The organism is Citrobacter sp. Igbk 16, from assembly GCF_028069755.1.
Taxonomy (GTDB): Bacteria; Pseudomonadota; Gammaproteobacteria; order Enterobacterales; family Enterobacteriaceae; genus Citrobacter.
In genome coordinates this window covers 75,035-100,567 of the sequence record NZ_JANEWJ010000005.1, presented here as the reverse complement: position 1 = coordinate 100,567, position 25,533 = coordinate 75,035, and the positions used below count along the sequence as shown (strand labels likewise).

Genomic DNA, 25,533 nt, shown 5'->3' with positions numbered 1-25,533 from the left:
GTCATCCTCAAAAGATGATTAAATGAAAACTCATTTATTTTGCATAAAAATGCAATTAACATAAAAAGCCGACCTCTTCACCAGTCTATCAAGCAGGGTTTTATTTTATGACGACGATTCTCAAGCATCTCCCGGTAGGTCAACGTATTGGTATCGCTTTTTCCGGCGGCCTGGACACCAGTGCAGCACTGCTGTGGATGCGACAAAAAGGGGCTGTCCCATATGCATATACTGCGAATTTGGGTCAGCCGGATGAGGATGACTATGACGCGATTCCTCGCCGTGCAATGGAATATGGTGCTGAGAATGCTCGCCTGGTTGATTGCCGCAAGCAGTTGGTTGCCGAAGGGATCGCCGCTATTCAGTGTGGTGCGTTCCACAACACCACCGGCGGACTGACCTATTTCAATACCACCCCACTGGGCCGCGCAGTGACAGGCACTATGCTGGTTGCCGCCATGAAAGAAGATGGCGTAAACATTTGGGGTGACGGTAGTACCTATAAAGGTAACGATATTGAACGTTTCTATCGTTATGGCCTGTTAACCAACGCCGAATTGCAGATTTACAAACCCTGGCTGGATACCGATTTTATCGACGAACTCGGTGGTCGCCATGAGATGTCCGAATTTATGATCGCCTGCGGCTTCGACTACAAGATGTCTGTCGAAAAGGCGTATTCCACTGACTCCAATATGCTCGGCGCGACTCACGAAGCAAAAGATCTGGAATTCCTGAACTCCAGCGTCAAAATCGTCAACCCGATTATGGGCGTGAAGTTCTGGGATGAGAGCGTGAAGATCCCGGCTGAAGAAGTGACCGTACGTTTTGAACAGGGCCATCCGGTTGCGCTAAACGGTAAGACTTTCAGTGACGATGTTGAGATGATGCTGGAAGCCAACCACATCGGCGGTCGTCACGGTCTGGGCATGAGCGATCAGATTGAAAACCGTATTATTGAAGCGAAAAGCCGTGGCATCTATGAAGCCCCAGGGATGGCGCTGCTGCATATCGCTTACGAGCGTCTGCTGACCGGTATTCATAACGAAGACACCATTGAGCAATATCATTCTCATGGTCGTCAGCTGGGCAAACTGCTGTACCAGGGCCGCTGGTTCGACTCACAGGCGCTGATGCTGCGTGATGGTCTGCAACGTTGGGTAGCCAGCCAGATTACCGGCGAAGTCACGCTGGAACTGCGTCGCGGTAACGACTATTCAATCCTTAACACCGTGTCTGACAACCTGACCTACAAGCCAGAACGTTTGACCATGGAGAAAGGTGATTCCGTATTCTCGCCAGACGATCGTATCGGTCAGCTGACCATGCGTAATCTGGATATCACAGATACCCGCGAGAAGCTGTTCGGCTACGCGAAAGCCGGTCTGTTGACCGCCTCTTCAGCGACCGGCCTGCCGCAGGTTGAGAATCTGGAAAACAAGGCGAAGTAAACATTCATCATTTTAAGGCCGCGAAAGCGGTCTTTTTTATGCGCAGAATATAGGGATGCTCTGTAGGCCTGATAAACGTAGCTCAATCTGGCGTTGTAATAATGTCGGATGGCGGCGTAAACGCCTTATCCGACCTACAGACAACCATAAATAACAGACGAAAAAAAAGACGCTTTGCAGCGTCTTTTCTTTGGAATATTGGTACTGAGGATGGGACTCGAACCCACAAGCCCGTTAGGGCACTACCACCTCAAGGTAGCGTGTCTACCAATTCCACCACCTCAGCACAGATACAACTATTAATGTGGGATATCGCTGGTCGGCTGAGCCGGAGCAGCTGGCTGAGTTTGCTCGGTTTTCGCCGGTGCACTCAGATTTTCCCACTCACTTCCTTTATTGGTCTTATTGCTGTTCATGTTACCCAGCACCAGACTGATAATGAAGAACAGAGTCCCTAACACAGCTGTCATACGGGTCATGAAGTTACCAGAACCACTTGAACCAAACAGTGTACCAGAAGCGCCTGCGCCAAAAGAGGCTCCCATATCAGCGCCTTTACCTTGCTGCAGCATGATCAAGCCAACAAGGCCAATTGCTACAATAAGGAAAACTACCAAAAGAGCTTCGTGCATAATCAACCTGTTCCTTGCGGAGTTGCCGCGTACCAATGCTTCGACCAATAAAGCGGGAATTTCAACTGTTTCCCACTGAAGCGGGTGTGAATACTAACCAAAGCGAATAACCTTCGCAAGGGCAATTTGTTAGCATTGTATCAAGTGCGGAAAAAATCGCCACATCAATCAAAAACGCAGCAACTTATCCCAGCATCGCTGCATTACTGACCGCTGATCGTCAAGGTTTGCCCAAACAACAATAGGGATTTCACAAATCAGATCCGAATTTTCTGGCCAACAGTGAATGATTTCCTGATTCACCAACTCCTCAGCCACCATTGATTCGGGTAACCATGCCATTCCCATATGGCGCAGTACCATTTCTCGTATTGTTTCGCTTAGCCCAGTCTCAAACACTTTTTTCAACCGTGGACGCACTCGTTGTTCTGCCGGATCAATAATACGTCTGACAAAGGTGTAGTCGCTGTAGCATAGCCAGGGGATCGGGGTATGCGGATCATCCAGTCTGTCCGCGATTTGCGCAGAAATCACCGGGATAAAACGCTCATATCGCCATAAAGAACGTTTCAGCCCTCCGGCAATCTCCAGCCCCGGTTGTGAAGAGGGTAAATCGTACGTCACCAGCATATCAATTTGCCGGTTTATCAGGGCATTAAAGTGATTATCAATCCCCTGAATGCTGGCATTTACCGTGAAGTTTAATTGCGGTTCACTCTGGCGCAGATAGTTGATCATATCAGGCAGGATATTGACTGACAGCGTATGCAGACTCACCATCACCAACGTATTGTCCGTCGCTGGCATCATCGCACACAGGTCATGGCGCGCCTCCGTGAGTGTGCTGAGTACTTGCCGGGCATAAGGTTCAAAACGTTCGCCATAACAGGTTAGCGTAACGGGCGTCGTGGTGCGGTCAAACAACGGGACCCCCAACATCTCTTCCAGCGCCTTTATACGTCGGCTTAGCGCGGGCTGGGTGATATGCCGCTGTATCGCTGCCTGGGAGTAATTCCCATACTGACTCAACGCCAGAAAATCTTCTAACCACTTCGAATCCACGTCTCATACCCCATCATGCCATAACCGTATCCACCGATAACAAATCGGCAATAGTCACAGTTATAGTAATGGCATTAATGTGGACATCATAACAACAATATTCCGTTTCACCTGCCGACTCTCACCCTCGACGTTTGACAGGACCGATATGTTTACTTTACTGACCAATGCCCGCGTATTTTCCCCAGAGGATTTAGGCCTCTGCTCCCTGCTCATACATGCCGATCGCATTGTGGCTGTTGAAAAAGATATTGCACTCTTTGATGGCGTCAAAGAAGTCATCGATTGCCGCGGTAAGTGGGTAATTCCCGGAATTATCGATCAGCATGTCCATCTTACCGGCGGCGGCGGTGAAGCCGGCTTTGCCAGCCGGACGCCAGCCGTCAAACTGCGCGATCTGATTCAGGCTGGTATTACGACGGTCGTCGGCGTGCTGGGCACTGATGCGATATCCCGCTCCCCGAAAGATCTGTACGCCAAAATGCAGTCTCTCAACCTGGAGGGCCTGCGTGCGTATATGCATACCGGAGCCTACGCGGTACCCAGCCCGACAATTACACAATCTATTCGCGATGATATGGCATTTATCCCGGCAATCCTGGGTGTCAAAATCGCACTCGCCGATCACCGTGGCTCCTACCCCTCTTTCCAGGAGTTATTAAGAATAATCAGTGACATCCGCGTATCCTCACTTCTGGCCGGAAAAAAAGGGCTGCTGCACGTACACCTGGGCAATCTACCGGAAGGGATGTCACAGCTGATGGAACTGTGTGATGCCGGTATTCCGATTCACCACATTTCGCCGACGCATGTCGCGAGGACAGAAGCATTGTTCGAACAGGCTATCGCTTTCGCACATCGCGGTGGCCATATCGACGTAACGTCTGGCGGCAGCCGATTTATGCCCCAGGAACAAGCGATTCTCCACGCACTGGAATCACAGGTTCCTGCCGATCGTATCACCATTAGCTCTGATGGTAATGGCAGCGTGCCGCGCTTTAATGCGCAAGGCATCGTGGAAGGACTAAGCGCCGCGCCGGTAGCCGGCAACCTCAACCTGTTGCCTCGCCTGATTGATGTCGGTATTCCGGTGTCTCAGGCGATCGCGATGTTGACGGCGAACGTCGCACGCTCACTGGGTATTTCTGGCGGCGTACTTTGCGCAGGAGAACGAGCTGATATTTGCGTGCTCAATGACGACCTCTCACTGGCCCACTTGTTTGCCGCCGGAAAGCCGTTGCTGCGTGATGGTGAGTGTCTGGTCACCGGCAACTTTGAGTGAGGAGTTGAGAATGTCATTATTACTGGCGCTGGTCGCCATTATTTTTGCCGGGCGTCTGATCCTGAAAAAGTATCACCCTCAGTCGGTGTTGCTCTTAACCGGGATCGTACTCCTGCTTATCGCGCATTTTAGCGGGATGGCTACTCTCAGTAGCCTGGTAAAAAAAAGCACCGGATTTGGTCCCTTTGACGCCTTTGAGTTTATTCGCGATACCCTGAGCGTGCGTCTTGGCGGTCTTGGACTACAAATCATGCTGATAGGTGGCTTTGCCACCTATATGTCGGCTATTGGTGCAAGTCAGGTGCTGGTGCGCGTCACATCCCGCCCCTTGCAACGTCTGAACTCCCCTTATCTACTGCTCGGGCTGGCCCTGCTGCTGGGCCAATTTCTGTCGCTGTTTATCAGTAGCGCCACCGGACTGGGTCTGCTTTTGATGGCAACACTTTACCCCCTGCTGACCCGTCTTGGCTGCAGCCGCGCCGCCGTCGCTGCGGTTATCGCCAGTACCTGTGCCGTTGAATTTGGCCCGGGCTCCGGGAACTCGGTTCTCGCCGCCAAAACGGCAGGTATCGAGGTAGTTAACTATTTTGTTCAGGATCAGTTACCGGTTGTCGTTCCGGTTATTCTTTTCATCGCTCTGCTTCATATCGTTGTACAACGCTTTTTCGATCGCCGGGAGAGTGGTGACAATGCCGCGCAGCAAATGCAGACATTAACCGCAACCGAAGAAGCCGAAGCGCCGGTTGCCTGGCTATTCCTGCCGATGTTACCGCTGGTGTTGATGCTGGTATGCAGTGATTTAGTATTCAGTTCACTCAAAATTACGCTGGATACCGCCGTACTGATAAGCCTGGCCGTCACCCTGATTTGCGAATATTGCCGCCATCGTAAAGCTCGCGAAGTGATGGCTGGCCTACAAAAAGTTTTCGACAGTATGGGCAGTGTGTTTGCCACGGTAGTCACGCTGATTATCGCCGGTGAAGTTTTCTCCGCCGGTCTGAAAGCGATTGGCGCGGTTGATGCGCTGCTGTCACTCTCAGGAGAATTTGGCCTCAGTGCAGCGTCTATAATCTTGCTGATGACGCTAATCACCTTTGCGATTTCAGCGTTAATGGGCTCTGGGAATGCAGCATTTTTCTCCTTCGCCCCGATGGTGCCGGATATCAGCCGCCATATTGGCAGCGACGTGGCGGTTATGATGCTGCCGATTCAGATCTCAGCGGGCATTGGACGGACGTTGTCGCCTATTGCCGGCGTGATTATCGCCATCGCCGGGATCGCAGGTGTATCACCGGTGGATATCGTTAAACGCACCGCAATTCCGATGCTGGGAGGATGGTTGCTGATGATTGCACTGACATTCGCCCGATCCGGGCACTTGTTGGCGGTTCTCCCGTGGCTGGCCGTCCTCGTCCTATTGATGATCAGTGGCTACTTCTGGCAGCGCCGACGTAAACAACCGCTTGCAGTACAGTAAAAAAAAGCCGGAGTCTCTCAGACTCCGGCTTTTGCACTTATGGATAGGGTTAAACGGCTTTCACTGCATCCGCAATGCGGTGCGCAAACTCCGTAACCTGTGCTTCGTCTTCACCTTCAACCATCACACGGATTAATGGCTCTGTGCCCGACTTACGCAGCAGTACGCGTCCACGGTTACCCAGTGCCGCTTCAACCTCTGCCATCACCGCTTTCACGCTTTCATGTTCCAGCGGATCGCCACTGCCTGCGGTGTAACGTACGTTAACCAGCAGTTGCGGGAACATTTTCATGCCGCTGCACAGATCGTGCAAACTCATATGGTTACGCACCATCGCTGCCAATACCTGCAGACCCGCCACAATACCGTCGCCCGTGGTCGTTTTATCCAGCAGGATCACATGACCTGAGTTTTCCGCACCAATACGCCAGCCTTTTTCCTGCATTTTTTCCAGCACATAACGGTCGCCTACTTTCGCACGGGCAAACGGAATGCCCAGTTGTTTCAGCGCCAGCTCCAGTCCCATGTTGCTCATCAGAGTACCCACCGCGCCGCCGCGCAGTTGCCCCTGGCGCAGCGCTTCACGAGCGATGATGTACATGATCTGGTCGCCGTCGACTTTATTACCTTCGTGATCAACCATAATGACGCGGTCGCCGTCACCGTCCAGCGCAATCCCCAAATCGGCTTTTTCCGCGATGACGCGCGCCTGCAGCGCACGAACATCGGTCGCGCCGACTTCTTCATTGATGTTCACGCCGTTCGGTTCACAGCCAATCGCAATGACGTTAGCACCCAGCTCGCGCAGTACATTTGGCGCAATGTGGTACGTTGCACCGTTAGCGCAGTCCACCACAATTTTAAGCTCGTTCAGGCTCAGTTCATTCGGGAATGTGCCTTTGCAGAACTCAATATAGCGCCCGGCAGCATCGACAATACGACTGGCTTTACCCAGCTCAGCCGAATCCACGCAGGTGATTGCTTTTTCCATCTCCGCTTCAATGGCTTCTTCAACTGCATCCGGCAGTTTGGTTCCGTCGATGGAGAAGAATTTAATCCCGTTGTCATAAAATGGGTTGTGCGAAGCGGAGATAACAATCCCGGCTTCAGCACGGAAAGCACGCGTCAGATAAGCGACGGCAGGTGTTGGCATGGGGCCTGTGAAAGAAGCTGACAACCCCGCGGCAGCCAGGCCCGCTTCCAGCGCAGATTCCAGCATATAGCCGGAAATACGTGTATCTTTACCGATAATGATTTTACGTGAACCATGACGTGCCAGCACTTTTCCTGCCGCCCAACCCAGCTTGAGCACAAAGTCAGGGGTGATTGGAGCGTCGCCTACACGACCACGAATCCCATCGGTGCCAAAATATTTACGATTACTCATAGCGTTTGTTTTCCTTTGCAGACAATGTGGCTTCCACCACACGCATCGCTTCTACGGTTTCTTTGACGTCATGGACACGAATAATCTGCGCTCCCTGCATTGCGGCAATGACCGCGCATGCAAGGCTGCCGCTCAAACGCTCAGATGGACCCACATTGAGCAATTGGCCAACCATTGATTTTCGTGACATCCCTACCAGCAGCGGCAGATTAAAATGATGAAATTCCGCCAGACGTGCCAGCAATGTGTAGTTGTGAGTAAGATTTTTACCGAATCCGAATCCTGGGTCGAGTAGCAATTTATCTTTTGTGATTCCGGCCCGTTCACAACGTGCTATTTGCTCAACAAAGTAACGATTTACCTCGGCAAATACATCCTCATACTTCGGCGCTTCCTGCATCGTTTTCGGCTGTCCCTGCATATGCATCAGGCAAACCGGCAACCCAGTTTCTGCCGCAGCTTCCAGCGCGCCCGGCTCCGAGAGCGAACGTATATCGTTAATGATATGCGCACCCACTCTGGCGCACTCACGAATGACCTCTGGTTTTGAGGTATCGACCGAAATCCACACTTCAAAACGTTGAGCAATTGCCTCAACAACCGGGATTACACGCTGCAGTTCTTCTTCCACGCTAACATCCGCCGCGCCCGGTCGCGTAGACTCACCACCCACATCAATGATAGTCGCCCCTGCGTTAATCATCAGATTTGCGTGTTTTACCGCCTCAACCAGGGAGTTGTGCGCTCCACCATCAGAAAAAGAGTCTGGTGTGACGTTTAAAATCCCCATGACGTGGGGATGGCTGAGATCCAGCGAAGATCCCTGAGCAAAGAGTTTCATAGTGTTATCCCTGGTAAAATCGTGAGTAAGCAGATAAGAAAAACCCCGGAGCAAGCCCCAGGGTTTTCAATTAAAACATGGTCATCAGATTACGATAACTTATTTGTCGCCTAACTGCTCTGACATGTTGCCCGGGTTCGGCGTACGCGGCTCTTCAGCCGGACGCGGAGCACTCGGGGTGCCATTGTTGCCAGAGTTGTTAGATGAACCAGACTCTTCCCAACCCGCTGGCGGACGTACATCGCGGCGAGCCATCAGATCATCAATCTGCGGTGCATCGATGGTCTCATATTTCATGAGCGCATCTTTCATCGAGTGCAGAATGTCCAGGTTGTCGTTCAACAGACGGCGAGCACGGTCATAGTTGCGTTCAATCAGCAATTTCACTTCCTGATCGATAATACGCGCGGTTTCATCGGACATATGTTTAGCTTTCGCCACAGAACGACCGAGGAACACTTCACCTTCTTCTTCCGCGTACAGCAACGGCCCCAGTTTGTCAGAGAAGCCCCACTGAGTGACCATGTTACGCGCCAGGTTCGTCGCGACTTTAATGTCGTTGGACGCACCGGTAGAAACATGTTCAGCACCGTAGATGATCTCTTCTGCCAGACGACCGCCGTACAGCGTGGAGATCTGACTTTCCAGTTTCTGACGACTGGCGCTAATTGCGTCGCCTTCAGGCAGGAAGAAGGTGACACCCAGCGCACGACCGCGCGGAATAATCGTCACTTTGTGCACCGGATCGTGCTCCGGTACCAGGCGACCGATAATCGCGTGGCCAGCTTCGTGGTACGCGGTGGATTCTTTCTGCGCTTCCGTCATCACCATGGAGCGACGTTCCGCACCCATCATGATTTTGTCTTTCGCTTTCTCGAACTCAACCATCGATACAACACGCTTGTTGCCACGCGCTGCAAACAGTGCCGCTTCGTTCACCAGGTTCGCGAGATCCGCACCTGAGAAACCAGGCGTACCACGAGCAATGATTGCCGCATCGATATCCGGAGACAGCGGTACGCGACGCATATGCACTTTCAGAATCTGTTCACGACCGCGAACGTCCGGCAGACCAACAACAACCTGACGGTCAAAACGGCCTGGACGCAGCAGCGCAGGGTCAAGAACGTCAGGACGGTTAGTTGCCGCGATAACGATAATACCTTCGTTACCTTCGAAGCCGTCCATCTCAACCAGCATCTGGTTCAGCGTCTGTTCACGTTCATCGTGACCGCCACCCAGACCAGCGCCACGCTGGCGACCTACGGCGTCGATTTCATCGATGAAGATGATGCACGGTGCCGCTTTCTTGGCTTGTTCGAACATGTCACGCACACGAGATGCGCCCACACCGACGAACATTTCCACGAAATCAGAACCGGAAATTGTGAAGAATGGAACCTTCGCTTCACCTGCGATAGCTTTTGCCAGCAGGGTTTTACCTGTACCCGGAGGACCAACCATCAGGACGCCTTTCGGGATCTTACCGCCCAGTTTCTGGAAACGGCTCGGTTCGCGCAGGTATTCAACCAGTTCAGCGACCTCTTCTTTCGCTTCGTCACAACCCGCGACATCAGCAAAAGTGGTTTTGATCTGATCTTCGGTCAACATGCGCGCTTTGCTCTTACCGAACGACATGGCACCTTTGCCACCACCGCCCTGCATTTGACGCATAAAGAAGATCCAGACACCAATCAGCAGCAGCATTGGGAACCAGGAAATGAAGATAGAAGCCAGCAGGCTCGGCTCTTCAGGCGGCTCGCCAACAACCTTGACGTTTTTGGTCAGCAGGTTATCAAGCAGCTTCGGATCGTTAACCGGAATGTAGGTCGTGTAACGGTTACTATCTTTCTTGGTAACGTTAATCTCACGTCCGTTGATACGCGCTTCACGAACCTGGTCCTGATTGACCTCTTGCAGGAAGGTAGAGTAATCAACCTTACGGCCATTAGACTCGCTGGGCCCAAAGCTCTGGAATACTGACATCAGCACAACGGCAATGACCAGCCAGAGTATTAGGTTTTTCGCCATGTCACTCAAGGGATTAACCTCATATTACAACTGTGTTAAAAACAGCGTCAGGATACTCTATATCCAGTGTCTTTCAAACTTTCGTTTGAAATCTACCGGTTATGGTTTACGCCCGGTCGCTACAATGTACACTTCACGCGAACGGGCGCGAGAAGAGTCCGGCTTACGAACTTTGACCTTCGTAAACAGGGAGCGAATGTCTCTTAGATACTCATCGAAGCCTTCGCCCTGGAACACCTTCACTACAAAACTACCACCTGGTGCTAATACATCACGAGCCATTCCAAGTGCCAGTTCAACCAGATACATGGCCCGGGGAATATCCACCGCCGGTGTTCCACACATATTTGGCGCCATATCAGACATGACAACTTGTACTTTACTGTCACCTACACGCTCAAGTAACGCTTTCAGGACTAATTCATCACGAAAGTCGCCCTGAAGGAAGTCCACACCAACGATTGGATCCATAGGTAAAAGATCGCAAGCGATAATGCGGCCGCTGTTTCCGATCTGCGTAACCGCATATTGCGACCAGCCACCGGGTGCAGCGCCGAGGTCAACAATCGTCATCCCCGGTTTAAAAATTTTGTCACTTTGCTGTATTTCATCAAGTTTAAACCAGGCGCGGGAACGTAACCCCTTTTTCTGTGCCTGTTGAACATATTTATCGCTAAAGTGTTCCTGAAGCCAGCGACTCGAGCTGGCAGAACGCTTTTTACCTGTCATTTCACTTTCCCATCGGGCAGTTCATCGTAACCAATGGTGTAAATATCTACACAGCTATTTGGCGATATATGGGAGATGGCGGTAGAATGACCCGTTTTCAATCCCAACGTAAGCAAAAATATACGATGAATCTGAGTACTAAACAAAAACAGCACCTGAAAGGTCTGGCACATCCGCTCAAGCCTGTAGTTATGCTTGGCAATAATGGTTTGACCGAAGGGGTACTGGCCGAGATTGAACAAGCGTTAGAGCACCATGAGCTTATCAAGGTGAAAATCGCCTCGGAAGATCGCGATACTAAAACCTTGATCGTGGAAGCTATCGTACGCGAAACCGGCGCCTGTAATGTACAGGTCATCGGCAAAACGCTGGTACTGTATCGCCCGACTAAAGAACGTAAAATCTCGCTGCCACGCTAAGAATATCCCAAAGTTGAACACGAAGTTTGTGTAAAACGCGGGAATTTCCGCTAGCAGGAGAGCAAAATGCCACGCTCTCTTCGTTGATAAAAGGCCGCTATGCGGCCTTTTTCCTTTCTTTACAATACATCAACATCTTACAGATACACTAAATAATTCGAGCACAGCCAACGCGTATGCAACGTGAACCAGGATGTGTGTATTGGGAAATTCTTACAGGTATTCGACCTTCGTCACTTCATACTCAACTTCACCGCCCGGCGTTTTGATAACCACCACGTCATCCTGCTCTTTACCAATCAGGCCGCGAGCAATAGGTGAGTTCACCGAAATCAGGTTTTGTTTAAAATCGGCCTCATCATCGCCCACAATGCGCCAGGTCTGCTCTTCATCGTTATCAAGATTCAGAACGGTAACCGTCGCACCGAACACAACGCGGCCGTTATTTGGCATTTTAGTGACGTCAATAACCTGCGCGTTAGACAGTTTGGCTTCAATATCTTTAATGCGACCTTCGCAGAATCCCTGCTGTTCACGAGCCGCGTGATACTCCGCGTTCTCTTTCAGGTCACCGTGTTCACGCGCTTCCGCGATCGCGGCAATAATTTCAGGGCGACGCACAGATTTGAGAAAATCCAGTTCTTCGCGCAGTTTTTCAGCACCGCGTAAGGTCATCGGGATAGCTTGCATTTGTTATACCTCTTGAACATTCCTGTAGGGGGTGGTTGTCCTCACCCCGGCTGCTAAGCCCACCCTGGCATACGCCATGCCAGAGTCAGAAGCAAAAAAATACCGACCCGGGGCACGAGGTCCCAGGTCAGCTACAATTCTCTATTTGATGTTCATTTTACCCTGGAGTTCCCTATGGGTCATCGTTTACTTTTTAGGGCGTTGCGCCGTAGTATGACGGCCTGTTTCCAGGTTGTTAGCGCGAGATTATGCGATTTCCCAGATTTGCCATTGGATTAACTGCCAGTATAGCGTTCAGCGTTCAGGCTGCGAATGTCGACGAGTACATCAACCAGCTTCCTGCCGGGGCCAACCTCGCCCTTATGGTACAGAAGGTTGGCGCGCCTGCGCCCACGATTGATTACCATAGCCAGCAGATGGCGCTCCCAGCCAGTACCCAGAAAGTGATCACCGCTCTGGCGGCATTGATTCAACTCGGACCTGATTTCCGTTTCACCACGACGCTTGAGACAAAAGGCAACGTAGAAAATGGGATATTGAAAGGTGACTTAGTTGCGAGATTTGGTGCCGATCCGACGTTAAAACGTCAGGATATTCGCAATATGGTAGCAACTCTGAAAAAATCAGGGGTGACGCAAATTGCCGGAAATGTCCTGATAGACACCTCCATTTTTGCCAGCCATGATAAAGCGCCCGGCTGGCCCTGGAACGACATGACGCAATGTTTTAGCGCTCCGCCAGCAGCGGCGATTGTCGACCGAAATTGCTTCTCTGTATCGCTCTACAGCGCACAAAAAGCCAACGATTTGGCGTATATTCGCGTGGCCTCTTACTACCCGGTGACCATGTTCAGCCAGGTTCGCACCCTCGCACGTGGTTCTGCGGAAGCGCAATATTGTGAACTGGACGTGGTACCCGGTGATTTGAACCGCTTTACGCTGACCGGGTGTCTGCCGCAGCGCGCCGAACCGTTGCCACTGGCGTTTGCTATTCAGGACGGTGCCAGCTATGCCGGAGCCATTCTTAAAGATGAGCTAAAACAAGCGGGTATTACCTACAGCGGTACGCTGCTGCGTCAGACTCAGGTCAACGAGCCGGGTACCGTCGTCGCCAGCAAACAATCAGCACCATTGCATGATCTGCTTAAGATTATGCTGAAAAAATCAGACAACATGATTGCCGACACCGTTTTTCGCATGATTGGCCATGCGCGATTTAACGTACCTGGCACCTGGCGGGCAGGTTCAGATGCCGTACGTCAGATCCTGCGTCAGCAGGCGGGCGTCGATATCGGCAACACGATTATTGCCGATGGCTCTGGCCTCTCTCGCCATAACCTGATTGCCCCCGCCACCATGATGCAGGTGCTGCAATACATCGCGCAGCATGACAATGAGCTCAACTTTATCACGATGCTGCCACTGGCTGGCCACGATGGCTCCCTGCAATACCGTGCAGGCCTGCATCAGGCTGGTGTTGATGGCAAGGTTTCCGCGAAAACAGGCTCACTGCAAGGGGTATATAACCTCGCGGGGTTCATCACCACCGCCAGCGGGCAACGCATGGCCTTCGTGCAGTACCTGTCTGGCTATGCGGTAGAGCCTGCAGACCAGCGCAACCGCCGTATTCCACTGGTACGCTTCGAGAGTCGGTTGTACAAAGATATATATCAGAATAACTGAGTGCATTATTGCCGGATGGCGACGCTAACGCGTCTTATCCGGCCTACAAAGAACATAACAAAACGGGCCGCAAATGCGGCCCGTTGGCTTTTGTAGGCCGGATAAGCGTAAGCGTCATCCGGCTACGAGATTAACGCTTGTAGATGAACTCAACGCCTTCTTCGTCGTCTTCGTCCCAATCGTCATCCCAGTCATCTTCCGCTTCGTCTTCGACTTCAGCGAGCTGCTGACGGTGATAATCATCCCACATGAACTCAACTTTCTCCGGCTGTTTCGCTTCTTCAGCCTGAACGATTGGGTTCTCAATGATAAAGGTCATCACATCCCAGCAAAGATCCTTCACACCCAGCTGGCTGGCGGCAGAGATCAGGTAATATTTACCTTCCCAGCCCAGCGCTTCAGCGATGGCTTTCGCTTTTTCTTCCGCTTCAGCTTTGTCCATCAAATCAATTTTGTTGAACACTAACCAGCGCGGTTTAGACGCCAGATCCTGACTGTATTTTTCCAGTTCGCCAATAATGATACGGGCGTTTTCTACCGGATCGGAACCATCAATCGGATCGATATCAATGAGGTGCAGCAGTACGCGGCAACGTTCCAGATGCTTCAGGAAGCGAATACCGAGACCAGCGCCTTCAGCAGCGCCTTCAATCAGACCTGGGATGTCAGCAACCACGAAGCTCTTTTCGTTGTCCATACGCACAACGCCGAGGCTCGGTACCAGCGTGGTGAACGGATAATCCGCCACTTTCGGTTTCGCCGCAGATACCGCGCGGATAAACGTCGATTTACCGGCGTTTGGCATACCCAGCATACCGACATCGGCTAACAGCATCAGCTCCAGCATCAGGTCACGCTTATCGCCAGGTGTACCCATCGTTTTCTGACGCGGGGTACGGTTGACCGACGATTTAAAACGGGTGTTACCCAGGCCGTGCCAACCACCTTTAGCGACCATCAGACGCTGACCGTGTTTGGTCATGTCGCCCATCGTTTCGCCCGTACCCTGGTCGATGACGCGTGTCCCTACTGGCACTTTGATGGTAACGTCTTTACCACGCTTGCCGGTGCAATCACGGCTTGCGCCATTCTGACCACGTTCCGCACGGAATGACTTTTCAAAACGGTAATCGATCAGCGTGTTCAGGTTTTCGTCGGCTTCCAGCCAGACGTCACCGCCATCACCACCGTCACCACCGTCCGGACCGCCTTTCGGGATGTATTTTTCGCGGCGGAAGCTGACACAACCGTTACCGCCATCGCCTGCAACGACCAGAATCGATGCTTCATCAACAAACTTCATTTTACTCTCCGTAAATCATTCGCCTGAGCGGGGTTGCGAAACCACCGTTTCATGCTTACGTAAACCGCCCCAAATTCGATGACCAATGGCGGAATACATCGCGCCCGCAACCACGATAAACGCACCGAGATAACCTAAAAGGTTTAGCATCGGTCTGGCGAAGAAATCGGGCCAGGCCAGTGATAATAAATCTGAAAATAACAACGTAAACAGCGGTGTGAGCGTAATTATGGCGCTCACCTGTGCCGCCTGCCAGCGAGCCATTGCTTCCGCAAGGGCACCGTATCCTACCAGTGTATTCAGGCCGCAGAACACGAGGCAGGCAAGCTGCCAGTCGCTGAGTTGCGTTATTACACCGGGTTTAGCCAGCGGCAACAACGCTATCGTACATAAAGTGTACAGTAAAAACAGGATCTGCGGTGATGCCAGGCGGCGCAATAACACCTTTTGCGCGACCCCATAACACACCCAAACCGTCGCGGCACCGACACCAAAGATCACGCCCCAGGTGTAATCGGTCAGCCGGGTAAAAATTTCGATCAGACTGGTATTAAAAAACAACACCAATCCGCTCAGAAGCATAATAGCGCCAATAATCTGCGTGCCGCGCATCTTCTCCTTCAGGATAAAGACGCTGGCGATCATCATGCCAACAGGTGACAGTTGACCGATAACCTGCGAAGCCGTTGGGCTCAAATATTGCAAAGACGAACTAAACAGAATGAAGTTACCGAACAGTCCACCCGTGGCAATAGCCAACAGCACCAGCCAACGCGCTTTGCGAAAAATACGCAATGGAGGGAGCTTTTTTTTAACCGCAAGAATAGCGCCAAGGCCAATGCTTGCCATTAAAAAACGGTAGAACACGACGGTAGGAGGTTCCATCACCTCCAGCACTTGCTTCATCGCTATTGGTAAAGCCCCCCAACAGACAGCTGTCGTGAGTGCTAAAAGAATACCAATACCTGCCTGCTGCTTCATGCCGTATTCCCTGCAAGGGCTCGTTTCCGGGTTATCACGGAGCGACGAGCATATTTACCGGTCGTCGAATGTAAAAAGCCCCGCAACGTGTTGCGGGGCTTTTATCCGTTACCGGGACGCGAAAAACTTATTCAGCAACAATGCTGATGAATTTACGGTTTTTCGGGCCTTTCACTTCAAATTTCACTTTACCGTCTGCTTTAGCAAACAGAGTGTGGTCTTTGCCGCAACCAACGTTGGAGCCAGCGTGGAATTTAGTACCACGTTGACGAACGATGATGCTACCAGCCAGAACTGTTTCACCGCCGAAGCGTTTTACGCCCAGACGTTTAGCTTCTGAATCGCGACCGTTACGAGTCGAGCCGCCAGCCTTTTTATGTGCCATTTAATCTGCTCCCCTTAACTTAAGCGCTGATGCCAGTGATTTTCACATCAGTGAACCACTGACGATGGCCCTGCTGCTTACGGTAGTGTTTACGACGACGAAACTTAACAATTTTAACTTTCTCGCCACGACCGTGAGCAACGACTTCAGCTTTGATAACGCCGCCATCAACGAAAGGAACGCCGATTTTGACTTCTTCACCGTTTGCGATCATCAGAACTTCAGCGAATTCAACAGATTCGCCAGTTGCGATGTCCAGCTTTTCCAGGCGAACGGTCTGACCTTCGCTTACTCGGTGTTGTTTACCACCACTTTGGAAAACCGCGTACATAAAAAACTCCGCTTCCGCGCACACCTTTTTGATGATTCAGAGTGCGCTATAAATATTCACAATAGGGCGCGAATATTACGCAAAACGCGAGCCTTTGACAAGTGCTACCGTCAATACATGAAGAAAAAAAACACAACGTGTACCGTAACGTTTATCTGCGGCGTTTTTTCAGTACAATCAGCATATATTTCTAACCCTAAACCCGACGTTACCTTCTCAAATAGTGAGGTAATCGGGGCGAGAAGCCCGGCTTTTGCGATGAATTTAGAAAAAATCAATGAGTTAACCGCGCAAGATATGGCGGGGGTCAATGCGACTATCCTTGAACAGCTCAATTCCGACGTCCAGTTGATCAATCAATTGGGGTACTACATCGTGAGCGGCGGCGGAAAACGCATTCGCCCAATGATCGCCGTACTCGCGGCGCGTGCCGTTGGTTATCAGGAAAATGCCCACGTCACGATCGCTGCCTTAATCGAGTTTATCCACACCGCAACCCTGCTTCATGACGATGTTGTGGATGAATCCGATATGCGCCGTGGGAAAGCCACGGCAAACGCAGCGTTTGGTAATGCTGCCAGCGTTCTGGTCGGCGATTTTATCTATACCCGTGCCTTTCAGATGATGACCAGCCTCGGCTCCCTGAAAGTGCTGGAAGTGATGTCTAAAGCGGTCAACGTCATTGCTGAAGGCGAAGTCCTGCAGTTAATGAACGTCAACGACCCGGATATCACCGAAGAAAACTATATGCGTGTTATCTACAGCAAGACGGCTCGTCTGTTTGAGGCCGCGGCCCAATGCTCAGGTATCCTTGCAGGTTGTAGCGATGAGCAAGAGAAAGGCCTGCAGGATTATGGCCGCTACCTCGGTACCGCTTTCCAGCTTATCGACGATTTACTGGATTACAGCGCAGATGGCGAACAGTTGGGTAAAAACGTGGGTGATGACCTCAACGAAGGTAAACCTACGCTACCGTTGCTGCATGCGATGCGCCACGGCACCCCTGAGCAGGCGCAAATGATTCGCCAGGCGATTGAGCAAGGTAATGGTCGCCACCTGCTGGAGCCGGTTCTGGAAGCGATGAATGCTTGCGGGTCACTGGAATGGACCCGTCAACGCGCCGAAGAAGAGGCTGACAAAGCCATCGAGGCACTTCAGGTACTTCCAGATACTCCGTGGAAAGAAGCCCTGATTGGCCTGGCGCATATCGCCGTACAGCGCGACCGTTAATTTCCCTCATCTCGCTTCCCAGCATCCCGTGCACTGCACGGGATGCTCTTATAAGCTCTAATAAACCCCACAAAAAACAGCCAGACTACTCGCATAGTCTTGGCATATTCTGAATATATAAGCATTTTACTAGAACATTTTAGAACATTCGTTCTCGAGGCGTATAGTAACTCCACAGGCTGATTGTGAAACCTCACTGGTTAACCAAAGGAGATGTGGAACTATGGAAAGCAAATTCATTGACTGGCATCCGGCTGACATCATCGCGGGGCTACGTAAGAAAGGTACGTCAATGGCCGCTGAGTCACGTAAGAATGGCTTAAGTTCATCAACGCTGGCAAATGCGTTAACCCGACCGTGGCCGAAAGGTGAATTGATTATCGCGAAAGCACTGGGAACAGACCCGTGGGTAATTTGGCCGTCACGCTACCATGACGCCAGGACGCATGAATTCATCGACAGAACGCGGATGATGAGAGTACGGAAAGAAAAGAAGGGTCTTGAGTAGCGGTAAAACAGCAACCCCCGGATCAACGATCCTGGGGGTTACAACACGCGTTGGCGATTACTCGCCTTTAATGCGCTCAATGTTTGCGCCCAGAGCACGCAATTTATCCTCGATGCGCTCATAACCGCGATCGATGTGATAAATACGGTCAACGACCGTTGTGCCTTCAGCGATACATCCCGCTAATACCAAACTTGCGGACGCACGCAGATCGGTCGCCATTACCTGTGCACCGGAGAGCGTTTCAACGCCGTGACAAATCACAGTATTGCTTTCGATTTCCGCGTGGGCACCCATACGGCTCAGTTCAGGCACGTGCATAAAGCGATTCTCAAACACGGTTTCCGTAATGAAGCCGGTACCTTCGGCCACCAGGTTCAACAGTGTGAACTGGGCCTGCATGTCAGTCGGGAAAGCCGGATGTGGCGCAGTGCGCACATTCACTGCTTTAGGACGTTTGCCGTGCATGTCGAGGCTAATCCAGTCTTCACCGACTTCGATATCCGCACCGGCATCACGCAGCTTCGCCAGAACGGCATCCAGTGTGTCTGGTTGTGCATTACGGCAGATAATTTTGCCGCGAGAAATCGCCGCCGCCACCAGGAACGTCCCGGTTTCAATACGGTCTGGCAGAACGCGATACACACCGCCACCGAGACGTTCAACGCCTTCAATGGTGATACGATCGGTACCCTGCCCGGTGATCTTCGCACCCAGCGCAATCAGGAAATTAGCGGTATCCACAATTTCCGGTTCGCGAGCGGCGTTTTCGATGATGGTGGTACCTTCTGCAAGCGTTGCCGCGCACATGATAGTGACCGTCGCACCGACACTCACTTTGTCCATGACAATGTGTGCGCCTTTCAGACGTCCCTCTACGGACGCCTTCACATAGCCTTCTTCCAGCTTGATGGTGGCACCTAACTGCTCCAGACCGGTAATATGCAGGTCAACCGGGCGCGCGCCGATAGTACAGCCGCCCGGCAGAGAAACCTGACCCTGACCAAAACGAGCGACCAGTGGCCCCAATGCCCAGATAGACGCACGCATGGTTTTCACCAGATCGTACGGCGCACAGAAGACGTTAACGTCACGCGCATCAATGTGCACAGACCCATTACGCTCTACTTTCGCCCCCAACTGGCTCAGCAGCTTCATGGAGGTATCTACGTCCTTCAGTTTTGGGACGTTTTGAATTTCTACAGGTTCTTCAGCCAGCAGCGCCGCAAAAAGGATCGGCAGTGCGGCGTTTTTAGCGCCTGATATAGTGACTTCGCCCTGGAGCTTGGTTGGCCCCTGAACACGGAATTTATCCATTATTCTGTTCTCTGTTAAGAATTCATCTTCGCTACCGGCATATCACCCGTAGCTCAAAAACCGTTAAGTTTGCGATCGCGCGCCCATTCCGCTGGGGTAAACGCTTTAATCGATACAGCATGAATGCGGTTATCCGCAATATACTCCATCAATGGGCCATAGACCGATTGCTGCTTCTTGACCCGGCTCATGCCGTCAAACATCTCACCCACGGCAATAACCTGAAAGTGACTGCCGTCACCAGAAACGTGGACTTCCTGGAGGGAGAGTGCGTTCATCAGCACGCTCTGAATTTCATTATTTTCCATGGGCTCTTCATTCGTCAGATAGTGAAAACAGCCCAACATCTTAGAGCAAAGTGGCGCTGTCATAAATAAGCAAAAAGCCTCGCTGATAAATCAGACAAGGCTTTGGTGGCAGATCCCCTTCAGGAGTTTTGCCGGATGGCGGCACAAGGCCTTATCCAGCCTGGAAAAATTAACGCGGAAGGACGTCGTCAGGCAAATTGTAAAGCTGTGCCAGGGTATAAACCTTATCGTTAACACCGGTAAGCGAAACGCGATTCCCCTGTTGCTTGCCCTGGTCAACCAGGTGCAACAGCAATGCCAGACCACCGGTATCAACCCGGGAAACCTGGCTCAGATCGATGCAGGTTACCCCTTTCATCGCCTCAACGCGTGCATCCCATAACGGATTTAACACGTCCTGATCCAGCTCTCCCGCGAGCGTCAGCTTGTCACCTTCACGCGTCCAGGTGAGTGACTGCGTCATTATTTCTTCTCTTCCAGAGTGATTTTTTGCTGAGAGATAGATTTCAGCTGTGCCGTCAGGCCATCGATACCTTTCGTGCGCAGCAGGTCGCTCCACTCATTCTGTTTGGTGGTGATCATGCTGACGCCTTCGGCGATCATGTCATACGCCTGCCAGTGACCGGTCTGGGAGTTTTTACGCCACTGGAAATCCAGGCGCACCGGCGGACGGCCGTTTGGATCGATAATCGTCACGCGGATCGGCACAATCGTCGCATCACCCAGCGGCTGTTCAGGGGCAATCTGATAGGTCTGACCGTGGTACATCGCCAGCGCCTGACCGTAGGCTTGCTTCAGATATTCGCGGAATGCGGCAAAATAGGCGTCACGCTGGGCCGGTGTCGCCTCTTTGTAGTAACGGCCCAGCACCAGCGCACCGGCATACTTAACCTGCACATAAGGCAGCAGTTCCTGATCAACCACCTGACGCAGATAATCCGGGTTAGAACGGATCTTCGGTTGTTCGTTTTTCAGACGATCGAACGTTTTCTGCGCCGCCTCATTCATCAGTTTATACGGATTCGTCTGGTCCGCTGCGGTTGCCACGCTAAGTGGGGTAATGACCAGCATAGCCACCATCATCAATCGTTTAAACATACGTCGATTCTCCTGAGATTATTTCGTTGCGCCCGCAGGCGTAGTGGCTTCATTATTGCCTTCAGTTGCGGCTGGCGCATCGCCAGAATTCTTATTGTCATCACCTTTACTGTTACTGTTGTAGAGGAATTGACCAATCATGTCTTCCAGCACCATCGCGGATTTCGTGTCCTGAATCGTACTGCCATCTTTGAGGATAGACGTTCCCAGCTCAGGATCTTCAAAACCCACGTTTAATGCCAGATACTGCTCACCCAGCAGACCAGAGGTGCGGATGCTCAGCGAGCTGGTGTCCGGGATATGGTTAAAGCGCGATTCGATGTCCAGTGTTACGCGTGGCAGGTACGTTTTGGGATCTAACGAGATATCCGAAACTCGCCCCACAACAACCCCACCAATCCGCACTGGAGAGCGCTCTCTCAGGCCGCCGATATTATCAAAGGTCGCATAAACCGTGTAGGTTGGTTCAGTACGCATGGAGGTCACATTAGCCGCTTTCAGGCAGACAAATAGCGCCGCCAGCAGTGCAACCAGCAGGAATACCCCGACCCAAATTTCATTTTTTTTCGTTTGCATGAACTCAATTCCCAAACATCAGTGCGGTCAGCACAAAATCCAGCCCCAGAACGGCAAGAGATGCGTGCACAACGGTGCGTGTCGTAGCCCGGCTAATTCCGGCGGAGGTCGGAATCGCATCATAACCATTGAACAATGCAATCCATGTGACCGTAATGGCGAACACCACGCTCTTAATCAAACAGTTGACCAGATCCAGACGCCAGTCGACGGCATTTTGCATAGCCGACCAGAAAAAGCCTGCATCAATCCCCTTCCAGCTAACGCCGACCAGCGAGCCACCCCAAATCCCAACCGCGACAAAAATAATCGTCAGCAGCGGCAATGAAATGACACCCGCCCAAAAACGCGGAGAGACCACTCGACGCAGAGGATCAACCGCCATCATTTCCAGGCTGGAAAGCTGCTCGGTTGCCCGCATCAGGCCGATTTCAGCGGTTAACGCCGATCCGGCTCGCCCGGCGAACAGCAGCGCCGCAACAACAGGCCCCAGTTCTCGCAGCAAAGACAGCGCCACCAGCATACCGAGACTGGTTTCTGCGCTGTAGGTTGTCAGGACCAGGTATCCCTGCAATCCCAGCACCATCCCGATGAACACGCCAGAAACGATAATGATCAGCATCGACAGGACACCGACATTATAGAGCTGGCGGATCAGCAGCGGCGCATGTTTGCGAAACTCCGGCTTGCCGACTACCGCATTGAACAACATTAATCCGGCTCGCCCGAACGTCCTGAGGGTTTTTATCCCTCGATGTCCGAGTGATGCCAGCGCATTTAACAACATGGGTGGCTTAACTCCCTGTTTTAAGTAAATCGGTGTGGTAATCGCCCGCCGGGTAGCGGAACGGAACCGGCCCATCGGCAATACCATCGAGGAACTGACGCACGCGCGGATCGGCATTTTCTTGTAGTGCCTGAGCACTACCGTAGGCCACTATCTTTTTGTCCGCCATAATATAGGCGTAATCCGCAATACTCAGTACCTCTGGCACATCGTGAGAGACCACCACGCAGGTGACGCCCAGCGCGTTGTTCAGCTCTGAAATCAGCTTCACCAGCACGCCCATGGTGATAGGATCCTGACCGACGAACGGTTCATCAAACATAATGAGATCTGGCTCCAGCGCAATGGCGCGTGCTAATGCCGCACGTCGCGCCATCCCACCGGATAATTCAGAAGGCATAAGTTTTGCCGCACCACGCAGGCCGACAGCTTCCAGTTTCATCATCACGGTGCTCTTGAGCAACGCCTTGGGCAGCGTCGTATGCTCACGCAGTGGATAGGCGACGTTGTCAAACACGTTCATGTCGGTAAACAGCGCCCCGGACTGAAACAGCATACTCATGCGCTTACGCACGGTGTACAAACGTGAACGAGACATGGCTGGGACGTTTTCGCCGTCAAACAGGATTTCGCCCTTATCTGGCGGGATCTGCCCGCCAATCAGACGTAACAGCGTCGTTTTGCCGATGCCTGATGGCCCCATGATCGCCGTCACCTTACCGCGCGGCACCGTCAGGGAAATATTATCAAAGATGCAGCGGTCACCTCGGGAAAAGCTGACATCGCGCATATCGACTAGATTCGCCACAGACTGACCCATTGATTCATCCTTTACTATTGCCTCGTTGATCGAAGAGTTGGCGCTCAATTTAGCCCTGAACTCGACATATTTACAGATTATTGCCTGTCCTGGTTAGCGAAAGCTGGCATTTGTTTTACTTTTTAGCCGCATAAAGTCAAAATTAAGAATTCGTTACGGCTTCCAGAAGATCCTTCACGTGGACCGGCGAGTATACCTGAAGAAAGGACTTTAGATGCTTTTAGCGACGGCACTGTTAATAATTGGTTTACTTCTGGTGGTCTACGGTGCCGACCGTCTGGTATTTGCCGCATCGATTTTATGTCGAAATTTCGGTATCCCCCCCATTATTATTGGGATGACCGTCGTCAGCGTGGGGACGTCGTTACCCGAGATTATTGTCTCTGTGGCTGCATCAATAAATGGGCAACTCGATCTGGCCGTCGGTACAGCTATCGGCTCTAACATTACCAACATTCTGCTTATTTTAGGTCTGTCGGCGCTGATTCATCCTTTTACCGTGCATTCTGATGTTCTGCGTCGTGAATTACCGCTAATGTTGCTGGTAAGTCTTTTAGCCGCATCCGTCCTGTATGACGGCCAGTTGAGTCGTAGTGACGGTTTCTTTCTTCTGCTTCTGGCCGTGCTATGGCTGCTATTCATTGTTAAAATCGCCCGTCTGGCAGAACGCCAGGGCAATGACAGCCTGACCCGGGAGCAAGTAGCGGAACTGCCTCGCGAAGGCGGATTGCCTGTCGCATTTTTATGGTTGGGGATAGCGCTGATCATTATGCCAATGGCAACGCGTATGGTGGTTGATAACGCCACAGTACTGGCAAATTACTTTGCCATGAGCGAACTCACCATCGGGCTGACGGTGGTCGCCATTGGTACCAGCCTGCCAGAACTGGCAACCGCCATTGCAGGTTTGCGTAAAGGTGAAAACGATATTGCCGTTGGTAACATCATCGGCGCGAACATTTTTAATATAGTTATCGTTCTTGGGTTACCTGCACTGATTACACCGGGCGAGGTCAACCCGATGGCCTTCACCCGTGACTATAGCGTCATGCTGCTGGTGAGCGTTATTTTTGCATTACTCTGCTGGCGACGTCCGCGCCAGATTGGTCGTGGCGCGGGTGCGCTTCTGACCAGCGGTTTTATCATATGGCTGGCGATGCTGTATTGGTTATCGCCACTTCTCGTTGGATAACTGGAAACGCATTATGTCGCACTTAGAGTTGCAACCGGGTTTTGACTTTCAGCAAGCAGGCAAGGAAGTCCTGACAATTGAACGTGAAGGCCTGGCGGAGCTTGATCAGTACATCAACCAGAACTTTACCCTCGCCTGTGAAAAGATTTTCAGTTGCCCGGGTAAAGTCGTGGTGATGGGAATGGGAAAATCAGGGCATATCGGGCGCAAGATGGCCGCCACGTTTGCCAGTACCGGCACGCCCTCATTTTTTGTGCATCCTGGCGAAGCCGCACACGGCGATCTGGGTATGGTGTCACCGCAGGACGTCGTGATTGCCATTTCTAACTCAGGTGAATCTAATGAGATTGCAGCGTTAATTCCGGTGTTAAAACGCCTGCACGTCCCCCTTATTTGCATGACGGGTCGTCCGGAAAGCAGTATGGCGCGTGCAGCAGATGTCCATCTGTGTGTTAAAGTGCCCAAAGAAGCCTGCCCATTAGGTCTGGCACCGACCAGCAGTACGACCGCAACGCTGGTCATGGGCGATGCGCTTGCCGTTGCGTTACTCAAAGCACGCGGCTTCACCGCAGAAGATTTTGCGTTATCTCATCCTGGTGGCGCACTGGGGCGTAAGCTTTTGTTGCGCGTAAACGATATTATGCATACGGGAGACGAAATCCCGCATGTGACTAAAAGCGCCAGTCTGCGTGATGCCTTACTGGAGATCACGCGGAAAAATCTCGGCATGACCGTCATTTGCGATGACGCGATGAAGATTGACGGCATCTTTACGGATGGCGATTTACGTCGTGTCTTCGATATGGGCGTTGATGTACGCCAGTTAGGCATTGCCGATGTGATGACCCCTGGGGGCATTCGCGTGCGTCCAGGGATTCTTGCCGTTGATGCCCTGAACTTAATGCAGTCCCGCCATATAACCTCGGTAATGGTTGCTGATGGCGACCAGTTACTGGGTGTGTTACATATGCATGATCTGCTGCGTGCAGGTGTAGTGTAAGAAACTCAAGGATA

The 25,533-nt window shown here is 51.9% G+C and carries 27 protein-coding genes and 1 tRNA gene; 9 read left to right on the top strand and 19 right to left on the bottom strand.

Annotation, left to right across the window (positions count from 1 at the left end; genetic code table 11):
• Positions 1-107: 107 nt before the first annotated feature.
• Positions 108-1,451, top strand: a complete 1,344-nt coding sequence (gene argG / locus NNO03_RS05545; RefSeq protein WP_271449030.1) for an argininosuccinate synthase — start codon at positions 108-110, stop codon at positions 1,449-1,451.
• A gap of 199 nt (positions 1,452-1,650) precedes the next feature.
• Here the strand turns inward: argG and NNO03_RS05540 are convergent.
• From NNO03_RS05540 to NNO03_RS05530, 3 genes are all read right to left on the bottom strand, one after another.
• A tRNA-Leu gene (locus NNO03_RS05540) sits at positions 1,651-1,737 on the bottom strand.
• Positions 1,738-1,750: 13 nt separating this feature from the next.
• Positions 1,751-2,083, bottom strand: coding sequence for a preprotein translocase subunit SecG (gene secG / locus NNO03_RS05535; protein WP_006687886.1), 333 nt, complete (start codon positions 2,081-2,083; stop codon positions 1,751-1,753).
• Between the two features lie 168 nt (positions 2,084-2,251).
• A complete protein-coding gene (locus NNO03_RS05530; protein ID WP_271449029.1) occupies positions 2,252-3,145 on the bottom strand; it encodes a LysR family transcriptional regulator in 894 nt (297 codons plus the stop codon).
• A 148-nt stretch (positions 3,146-3,293) separates the two neighbouring features.
• Here NNO03_RS05530 and iadA point away from each other — a divergent pair, with 148 nt between their 5' ends.
• Both iadA and dcuC read left to right on the top strand, forming a co-directional pair.
• The gene (gene iadA / locus NNO03_RS05525; RefSeq protein ID WP_271440742.1) at positions 3,294-4,427 is read left to right on the top strand and encodes a beta-aspartyl-peptidase; all 1,134 of its coding nucleotides are present in this window, start codon (positions 3,294-3,296) and stop codon (positions 4,425-4,427) included.
• 10 nt (positions 4,428-4,437) lie between these two features.
• Positions 4,438-5,904, top strand: a complete 1,467-nt coding sequence (gene dcuC, locus NNO03_RS05520) for a C4-dicarboxylate transporter DcuC (RefSeq protein ID WP_271449028.1) — start codon at positions 4,438-4,440, stop codon at positions 5,902-5,904.
• A 49-nt stretch (positions 5,905-5,953) separates the two neighbouring features.
• Here the strand turns inward: dcuC and glmM are convergent, their stop codons facing one another.
• From glmM to rlmE, 4 genes are all read right to left on the bottom strand, one after another.
• Entirely contained in the window at positions 5,954-7,291 is a 1,338-nt protein-coding gene (gene glmM, locus NNO03_RS05515; RefSeq protein ID WP_101741911.1) for a phosphoglucosamine mutase, read from the bottom strand.
• Positions 7,284-8,132, bottom strand: a complete 849-nt coding sequence (folP, locus tag NNO03_RS05510) for a dihydropteroate synthase (RefSeq protein WP_048213410.1) — start codon at positions 8,130-8,132, stop codon at positions 7,284-7,286. The genes glmM and folP overlap by 8 nt, the downstream gene beginning before the upstream one ends.
• Before the next feature lie 99 nt (positions 8,133-8,231).
• A complete protein-coding gene (ftsH, locus tag NNO03_RS05505; RefSeq protein ID WP_271449027.1) occupies positions 8,232-10,163 on the bottom strand; it encodes an ATP-dependent zinc metalloprotease FtsH in 1,932 nt (643 codons plus the stop codon).
• 99 nt (positions 10,164-10,262) lie between these two features.
• Positions 10,263-10,892 (bottom strand): 23S rRNA (uridine(2552)-2'-O)-methyltransferase RlmE, encoded by a 630-nt coding sequence (rlmE, locus tag NNO03_RS05500; RefSeq protein WP_137382431.1) that lies wholly within the window; start codon positions 10,890-10,892, stop codon positions 10,263-10,265.
• A gap of 125 nt (positions 10,893-11,017) precedes the next feature.
• Between rlmE and yhbY the strand changes: the two genes are divergently transcribed.
• Entirely contained in the window at positions 11,018-11,311 is a 294-nt protein-coding gene (gene yhbY, locus NNO03_RS05495; RefSeq protein WP_003025016.1) for a ribosome assembly RNA-binding protein YhbY, read from the top strand.
• 213 nt (positions 11,312-11,524) lie between these two features.
• On the opposite strand, the gene greA is transcribed toward yhbY, so the two are convergent.
• Positions 11,525-12,001, bottom strand: coding sequence for a transcription elongation factor GreA (gene greA / locus NNO03_RS05490; RefSeq protein ID WP_003025019.1), 477 nt, complete (start codon positions 11,999-12,001; stop codon positions 11,525-11,527).
• A gap of 248 nt (positions 12,002-12,249) precedes the next feature.
• On the opposite strand from greA, the gene dacB reads away from it, so the two are divergent.
• Positions 12,250-13,683 carry a serine-type D-Ala-D-Ala carboxypeptidase gene (gene dacB / locus NNO03_RS05485; protein ID WP_271449026.1) on the top strand — a complete coding sequence of 478 codons (1,434 nt, stop codon included), beginning with the start codon at positions 12,250-12,252 and terminating at the stop codon, positions 13,681-13,683.
• 130 nt (positions 13,684-13,813) lie between these two features.
• On the opposite strand, the gene cgtA is transcribed toward dacB, so the two are convergent.
• From cgtA to rplU, 4 genes are all read right to left on the bottom strand, one after another.
• Complete coding sequence (cgtA, locus tag NNO03_RS05480; RefSeq protein WP_003828732.1) at positions 13,814-14,986, bottom strand: Obg family GTPase CgtA; 1,173 nt, start codon at positions 14,984-14,986, stop codon at positions 13,814-13,816.
• Positions 14,987-15,001: 15 nt separating this feature from the next.
• On the bottom strand, positions 15,002-15,967 hold the full coding sequence (locus tag NNO03_RS05475) for a DMT family transporter (protein WP_199970411.1): 966 nt from the start codon (positions 15,965-15,967) through the stop codon (positions 15,002-15,004).
• A gap of 127 nt (positions 15,968-16,094) precedes the next feature.
• The gene (rpmA, locus tag NNO03_RS05470; protein ID WP_003025030.1) at positions 16,095-16,352 is read right to left on the bottom strand and encodes a 50S ribosomal protein L27; all 258 of its coding nucleotides are present in this window, start codon (positions 16,350-16,352) and stop codon (positions 16,095-16,097) included.
• Between the two features lie 19 nt (positions 16,353-16,371).
• On the bottom strand, positions 16,372-16,683 hold the full coding sequence (rplU, locus tag NNO03_RS05465; protein WP_003025032.1) for a 50S ribosomal protein L21: 312 nt from the start codon (positions 16,681-16,683) through the stop codon (positions 16,372-16,374).
• 258 nt (positions 16,684-16,941) lie between these two features.
• On the opposite strand from rplU, the gene ispB reads away from it, so the two are divergent.
• Together ispB and sfsB are read left to right on the top strand one after the other, a co-directional pair.
• A complete protein-coding gene (gene ispB, locus NNO03_RS05460) occupies positions 16,942-17,913 on the top strand; it encodes an octaprenyl diphosphate synthase (protein ID WP_271449025.1) in 972 nt (323 codons plus the stop codon).
• A gap of 223 nt (positions 17,914-18,136) precedes the next feature.
• Positions 18,137-18,421, top strand: a complete 285-nt coding sequence (sfsB, locus tag NNO03_RS05455; protein WP_271440745.1) for a DNA-binding transcriptional regulator SfsB — start codon at positions 18,137-18,139, stop codon at positions 18,419-18,421.
• Between the two features lie 57 nt (positions 18,422-18,478).
• On the opposite strand, the gene murA is transcribed toward sfsB, so the two are convergent.
• The 7 genes from murA to mlaF all read right to left on the bottom strand — a co-directional run bounded on the left by murA (position 18,479) and on the right by mlaF (position 23,327).
• Positions 18,479-19,738, bottom strand: coding sequence for a UDP-N-acetylglucosamine 1-carboxyvinyltransferase (gene murA / locus NNO03_RS05450; protein ID WP_040234132.1), 1,260 nt, complete (start codon positions 19,736-19,738; stop codon positions 18,479-18,481).
• Between the two features lie 53 nt (positions 19,739-19,791).
• On the bottom strand, positions 19,792-20,046 hold the full coding sequence (gene ibaG / locus NNO03_RS05445; protein ID WP_005121314.1) for a BolA family iron metabolism protein IbaG: 255 nt from the start codon (positions 20,044-20,046) through the stop codon (positions 19,792-19,794).
• Positions 20,047-20,215: 169 nt separating this feature from the next.
• Positions 20,216-20,509 carry a lipid asymmetry maintenance protein MlaB gene (mlaB, locus tag NNO03_RS05440; protein WP_271449024.1) on the bottom strand — a complete coding sequence of 98 codons (294 nt, stop codon included), beginning with the start codon at positions 20,507-20,509 and terminating at the stop codon, positions 20,216-20,218.
• Positions 20,509-21,144, bottom strand: coding sequence for a phospholipid-binding protein MlaC (gene mlaC, locus NNO03_RS05435; protein ID WP_271449023.1), 636 nt, complete (start codon positions 21,142-21,144; stop codon positions 20,509-20,511). Before mlaC ends, mlaB begins: the two co-directional genes overlap by 1 nt.
• Before the next feature lie 18 nt (positions 21,145-21,162).
• On the bottom strand, positions 21,163-21,720 hold the full coding sequence (gene mlaD / locus NNO03_RS05430; RefSeq protein ID WP_048213507.1) for an outer membrane lipid asymmetry maintenance protein MlaD: 558 nt from the start codon (positions 21,718-21,720) through the stop codon (positions 21,163-21,165).
• Positions 21,721-21,724: 4 nt separating this feature from the next.
• The gene (mlaE, locus tag NNO03_RS05425) at positions 21,725-22,507 is read right to left on the bottom strand and encodes a lipid asymmetry maintenance ABC transporter permease subunit MlaE (protein WP_048213419.1); all 783 of its coding nucleotides are present in this window, start codon (positions 22,505-22,507) and stop codon (positions 21,725-21,727) included.
• Between the two features lie 7 nt (positions 22,508-22,514).
• Entirely contained in the window at positions 22,515-23,327 is an 813-nt protein-coding gene (gene mlaF, locus NNO03_RS05420) for a phospholipid ABC transporter ATP-binding protein MlaF (RefSeq protein WP_048213420.1), read from the bottom strand.
• Positions 23,328-23,541: 214 nt separating this feature from the next.
• Here mlaF and NNO03_RS05415 point away from each other — a divergent pair, with 214 nt between their 5' ends.
• Complete coding sequence (locus NNO03_RS05415) at positions 23,542-24,519, top strand: calcium/sodium antiporter (protein WP_271449022.1); 978 nt, start codon at positions 23,542-23,544, stop codon at positions 24,517-24,519.
• 13 nt (positions 24,520-24,532) lie between these two features.
• Entirely contained in the window at positions 24,533-25,519 is a 987-nt protein-coding gene (kdsD, locus tag NNO03_RS05410) for an arabinose-5-phosphate isomerase KdsD (RefSeq protein WP_048213422.1), read from the top strand.
• Positions 25,520-25,533: the final 14 nt, after the last annotated feature.

Excerpts from the sequence above, each read along its gene's own strand:
- argG (WP_271449030.1), top strand. The coding sequence starts at position 108 with ATGACGACGATTCTCAAGCATCTCCCGGTAGGTCAACGTATTGGTATC.
- secG (WP_006687886.1), bottom strand. The coding sequence starts at position 2,083 with ATGCACGAAGCTCTTTTGGTAGTTTTCCTTATTGTAGCAATTGGCCTT.
- iadA (WP_271440742.1), top strand. The coding sequence starts at position 3,294 with ATGTTTACTTTACTGACCAATGCCCGCGTATTTTCCCCAGAGGATTTA.
- dcuC (WP_271449028.1), top strand. The coding sequence starts at position 4,438 with ATGTCATTATTACTGGCGCTGGTCGCCATTATTTTTGCCGGGCGTCTG.
- glmM (WP_101741911.1), bottom strand. The coding sequence starts at position 7,291 with ATGAGTAATCGTAAATATTTTGGCACCGATGGGATTCGTGGTCGTGTA.
- folP (WP_048213410.1), bottom strand. The coding sequence starts at position 8,132 with ATGAAACTCTTTGCTCAGGGATCTTCGCTGGATCTCAGCCATCCCCAC.
- ftsH (WP_271449027.1), bottom strand. The coding sequence starts at position 10,163 with ATGGCGAAAAACCTAATACTCTGGCTGGTCATTGCCGTTGTGCTGATG.
- rlmE (WP_137382431.1), bottom strand. The coding sequence starts at position 10,892 with ATGACAGGTAAAAAGCGTTCTGCCAGCTCGAGTCGCTGGCTTCAGGAA.
- yhbY (WP_003025016.1), top strand. The coding sequence starts at position 11,018 with ATGAATCTGAGTACTAAACAAAAACAGCACCTGAAAGGTCTGGCACAT.
- greA (WP_003025019.1), bottom strand. The coding sequence starts at position 12,001 with ATGCAAGCTATCCCGATGACCTTACGCGGTGCTGAAAAACTGCGCGAA.
- dacB (WP_271449026.1), top strand. The coding sequence starts at position 12,250 with ATGCGATTTCCCAGATTTGCCATTGGATTAACTGCCAGTATAGCGTTC.
- cgtA (WP_003828732.1), bottom strand. The coding sequence starts at position 14,986 with ATGAAGTTTGTTGATGAAGCATCGATTCTGGTCGTTGCAGGCGATGGC.
- NNO03_RS05475 (WP_199970411.1), bottom strand. The coding sequence starts at position 15,967 with ATGAAGCAGCAGGCAGGTATTGGTATTCTTTTAGCACTCACGACAGCT.
- rpmA (WP_003025030.1), bottom strand. The coding sequence starts at position 16,352 with ATGGCACATAAAAAGGCTGGCGGCTCGACTCGTAACGGTCGCGATTCA.
- rplU (WP_003025032.1), bottom strand. The coding sequence starts at position 16,683 with ATGTACGCGGTTTTCCAAAGTGGTGGTAAACAACACCGAGTAAGCGAA.
- ispB (WP_271449025.1), top strand. The coding sequence starts at position 16,942 with ATGAATTTAGAAAAAATCAATGAGTTAACCGCGCAAGATATGGCGGGG.
- sfsB (WP_271440745.1), top strand. The coding sequence starts at position 18,137 with ATGGAAAGCAAATTCATTGACTGGCATCCGGCTGACATCATCGCGGGG.
- murA (WP_040234132.1), bottom strand. The coding sequence starts at position 19,738 with ATGGATAAATTCCGTGTTCAGGGGCCAACCAAGCTCCAGGGCGAAGTC.
- ibaG (WP_005121314.1), bottom strand. The coding sequence starts at position 20,046 with ATGGAAAATAATGAAATTCAGAGCGTGCTGATGAACGCACTCTCCCTC.
- mlaB (WP_271449024.1), bottom strand. The coding sequence starts at position 20,509 with ATGACGCAGTCACTCACCTGGACGCGTGAAGGTGACAAGCTGACGCTC.
- mlaC (WP_271449023.1), bottom strand. The coding sequence starts at position 21,144 with ATGTTTAAACGATTGATGATGGTGGCTATGCTGGTCATTACCCCACTT.
- mlaD (WP_048213507.1), bottom strand. The coding sequence starts at position 21,720 with ATGCAAACGAAAAAAAATGAAATTTGGGTCGGGGTATTCCTGCTGGTT.
- mlaE (WP_048213419.1), bottom strand. The coding sequence starts at position 22,507 with ATGTTGTTAAATGCGCTGGCATCACTCGGACATCGAGGGATAAAAACC.
- mlaF (WP_048213420.1), bottom strand. The coding sequence starts at position 23,327 with ATGGGTCAGTCTGTGGCGAATCTAGTCGATATGCGCGATGTCAGCTTT.
- NNO03_RS05415 (WP_271449022.1), top strand. The coding sequence starts at position 23,542 with ATGCTTTTAGCGACGGCACTGTTAATAATTGGTTTACTTCTGGTGGTC.
- kdsD (WP_048213422.1), top strand. The coding sequence starts at position 24,533 with ATGTCGCACTTAGAGTTGCAACCGGGTTTTGACTTTCAGCAAGCAGGC.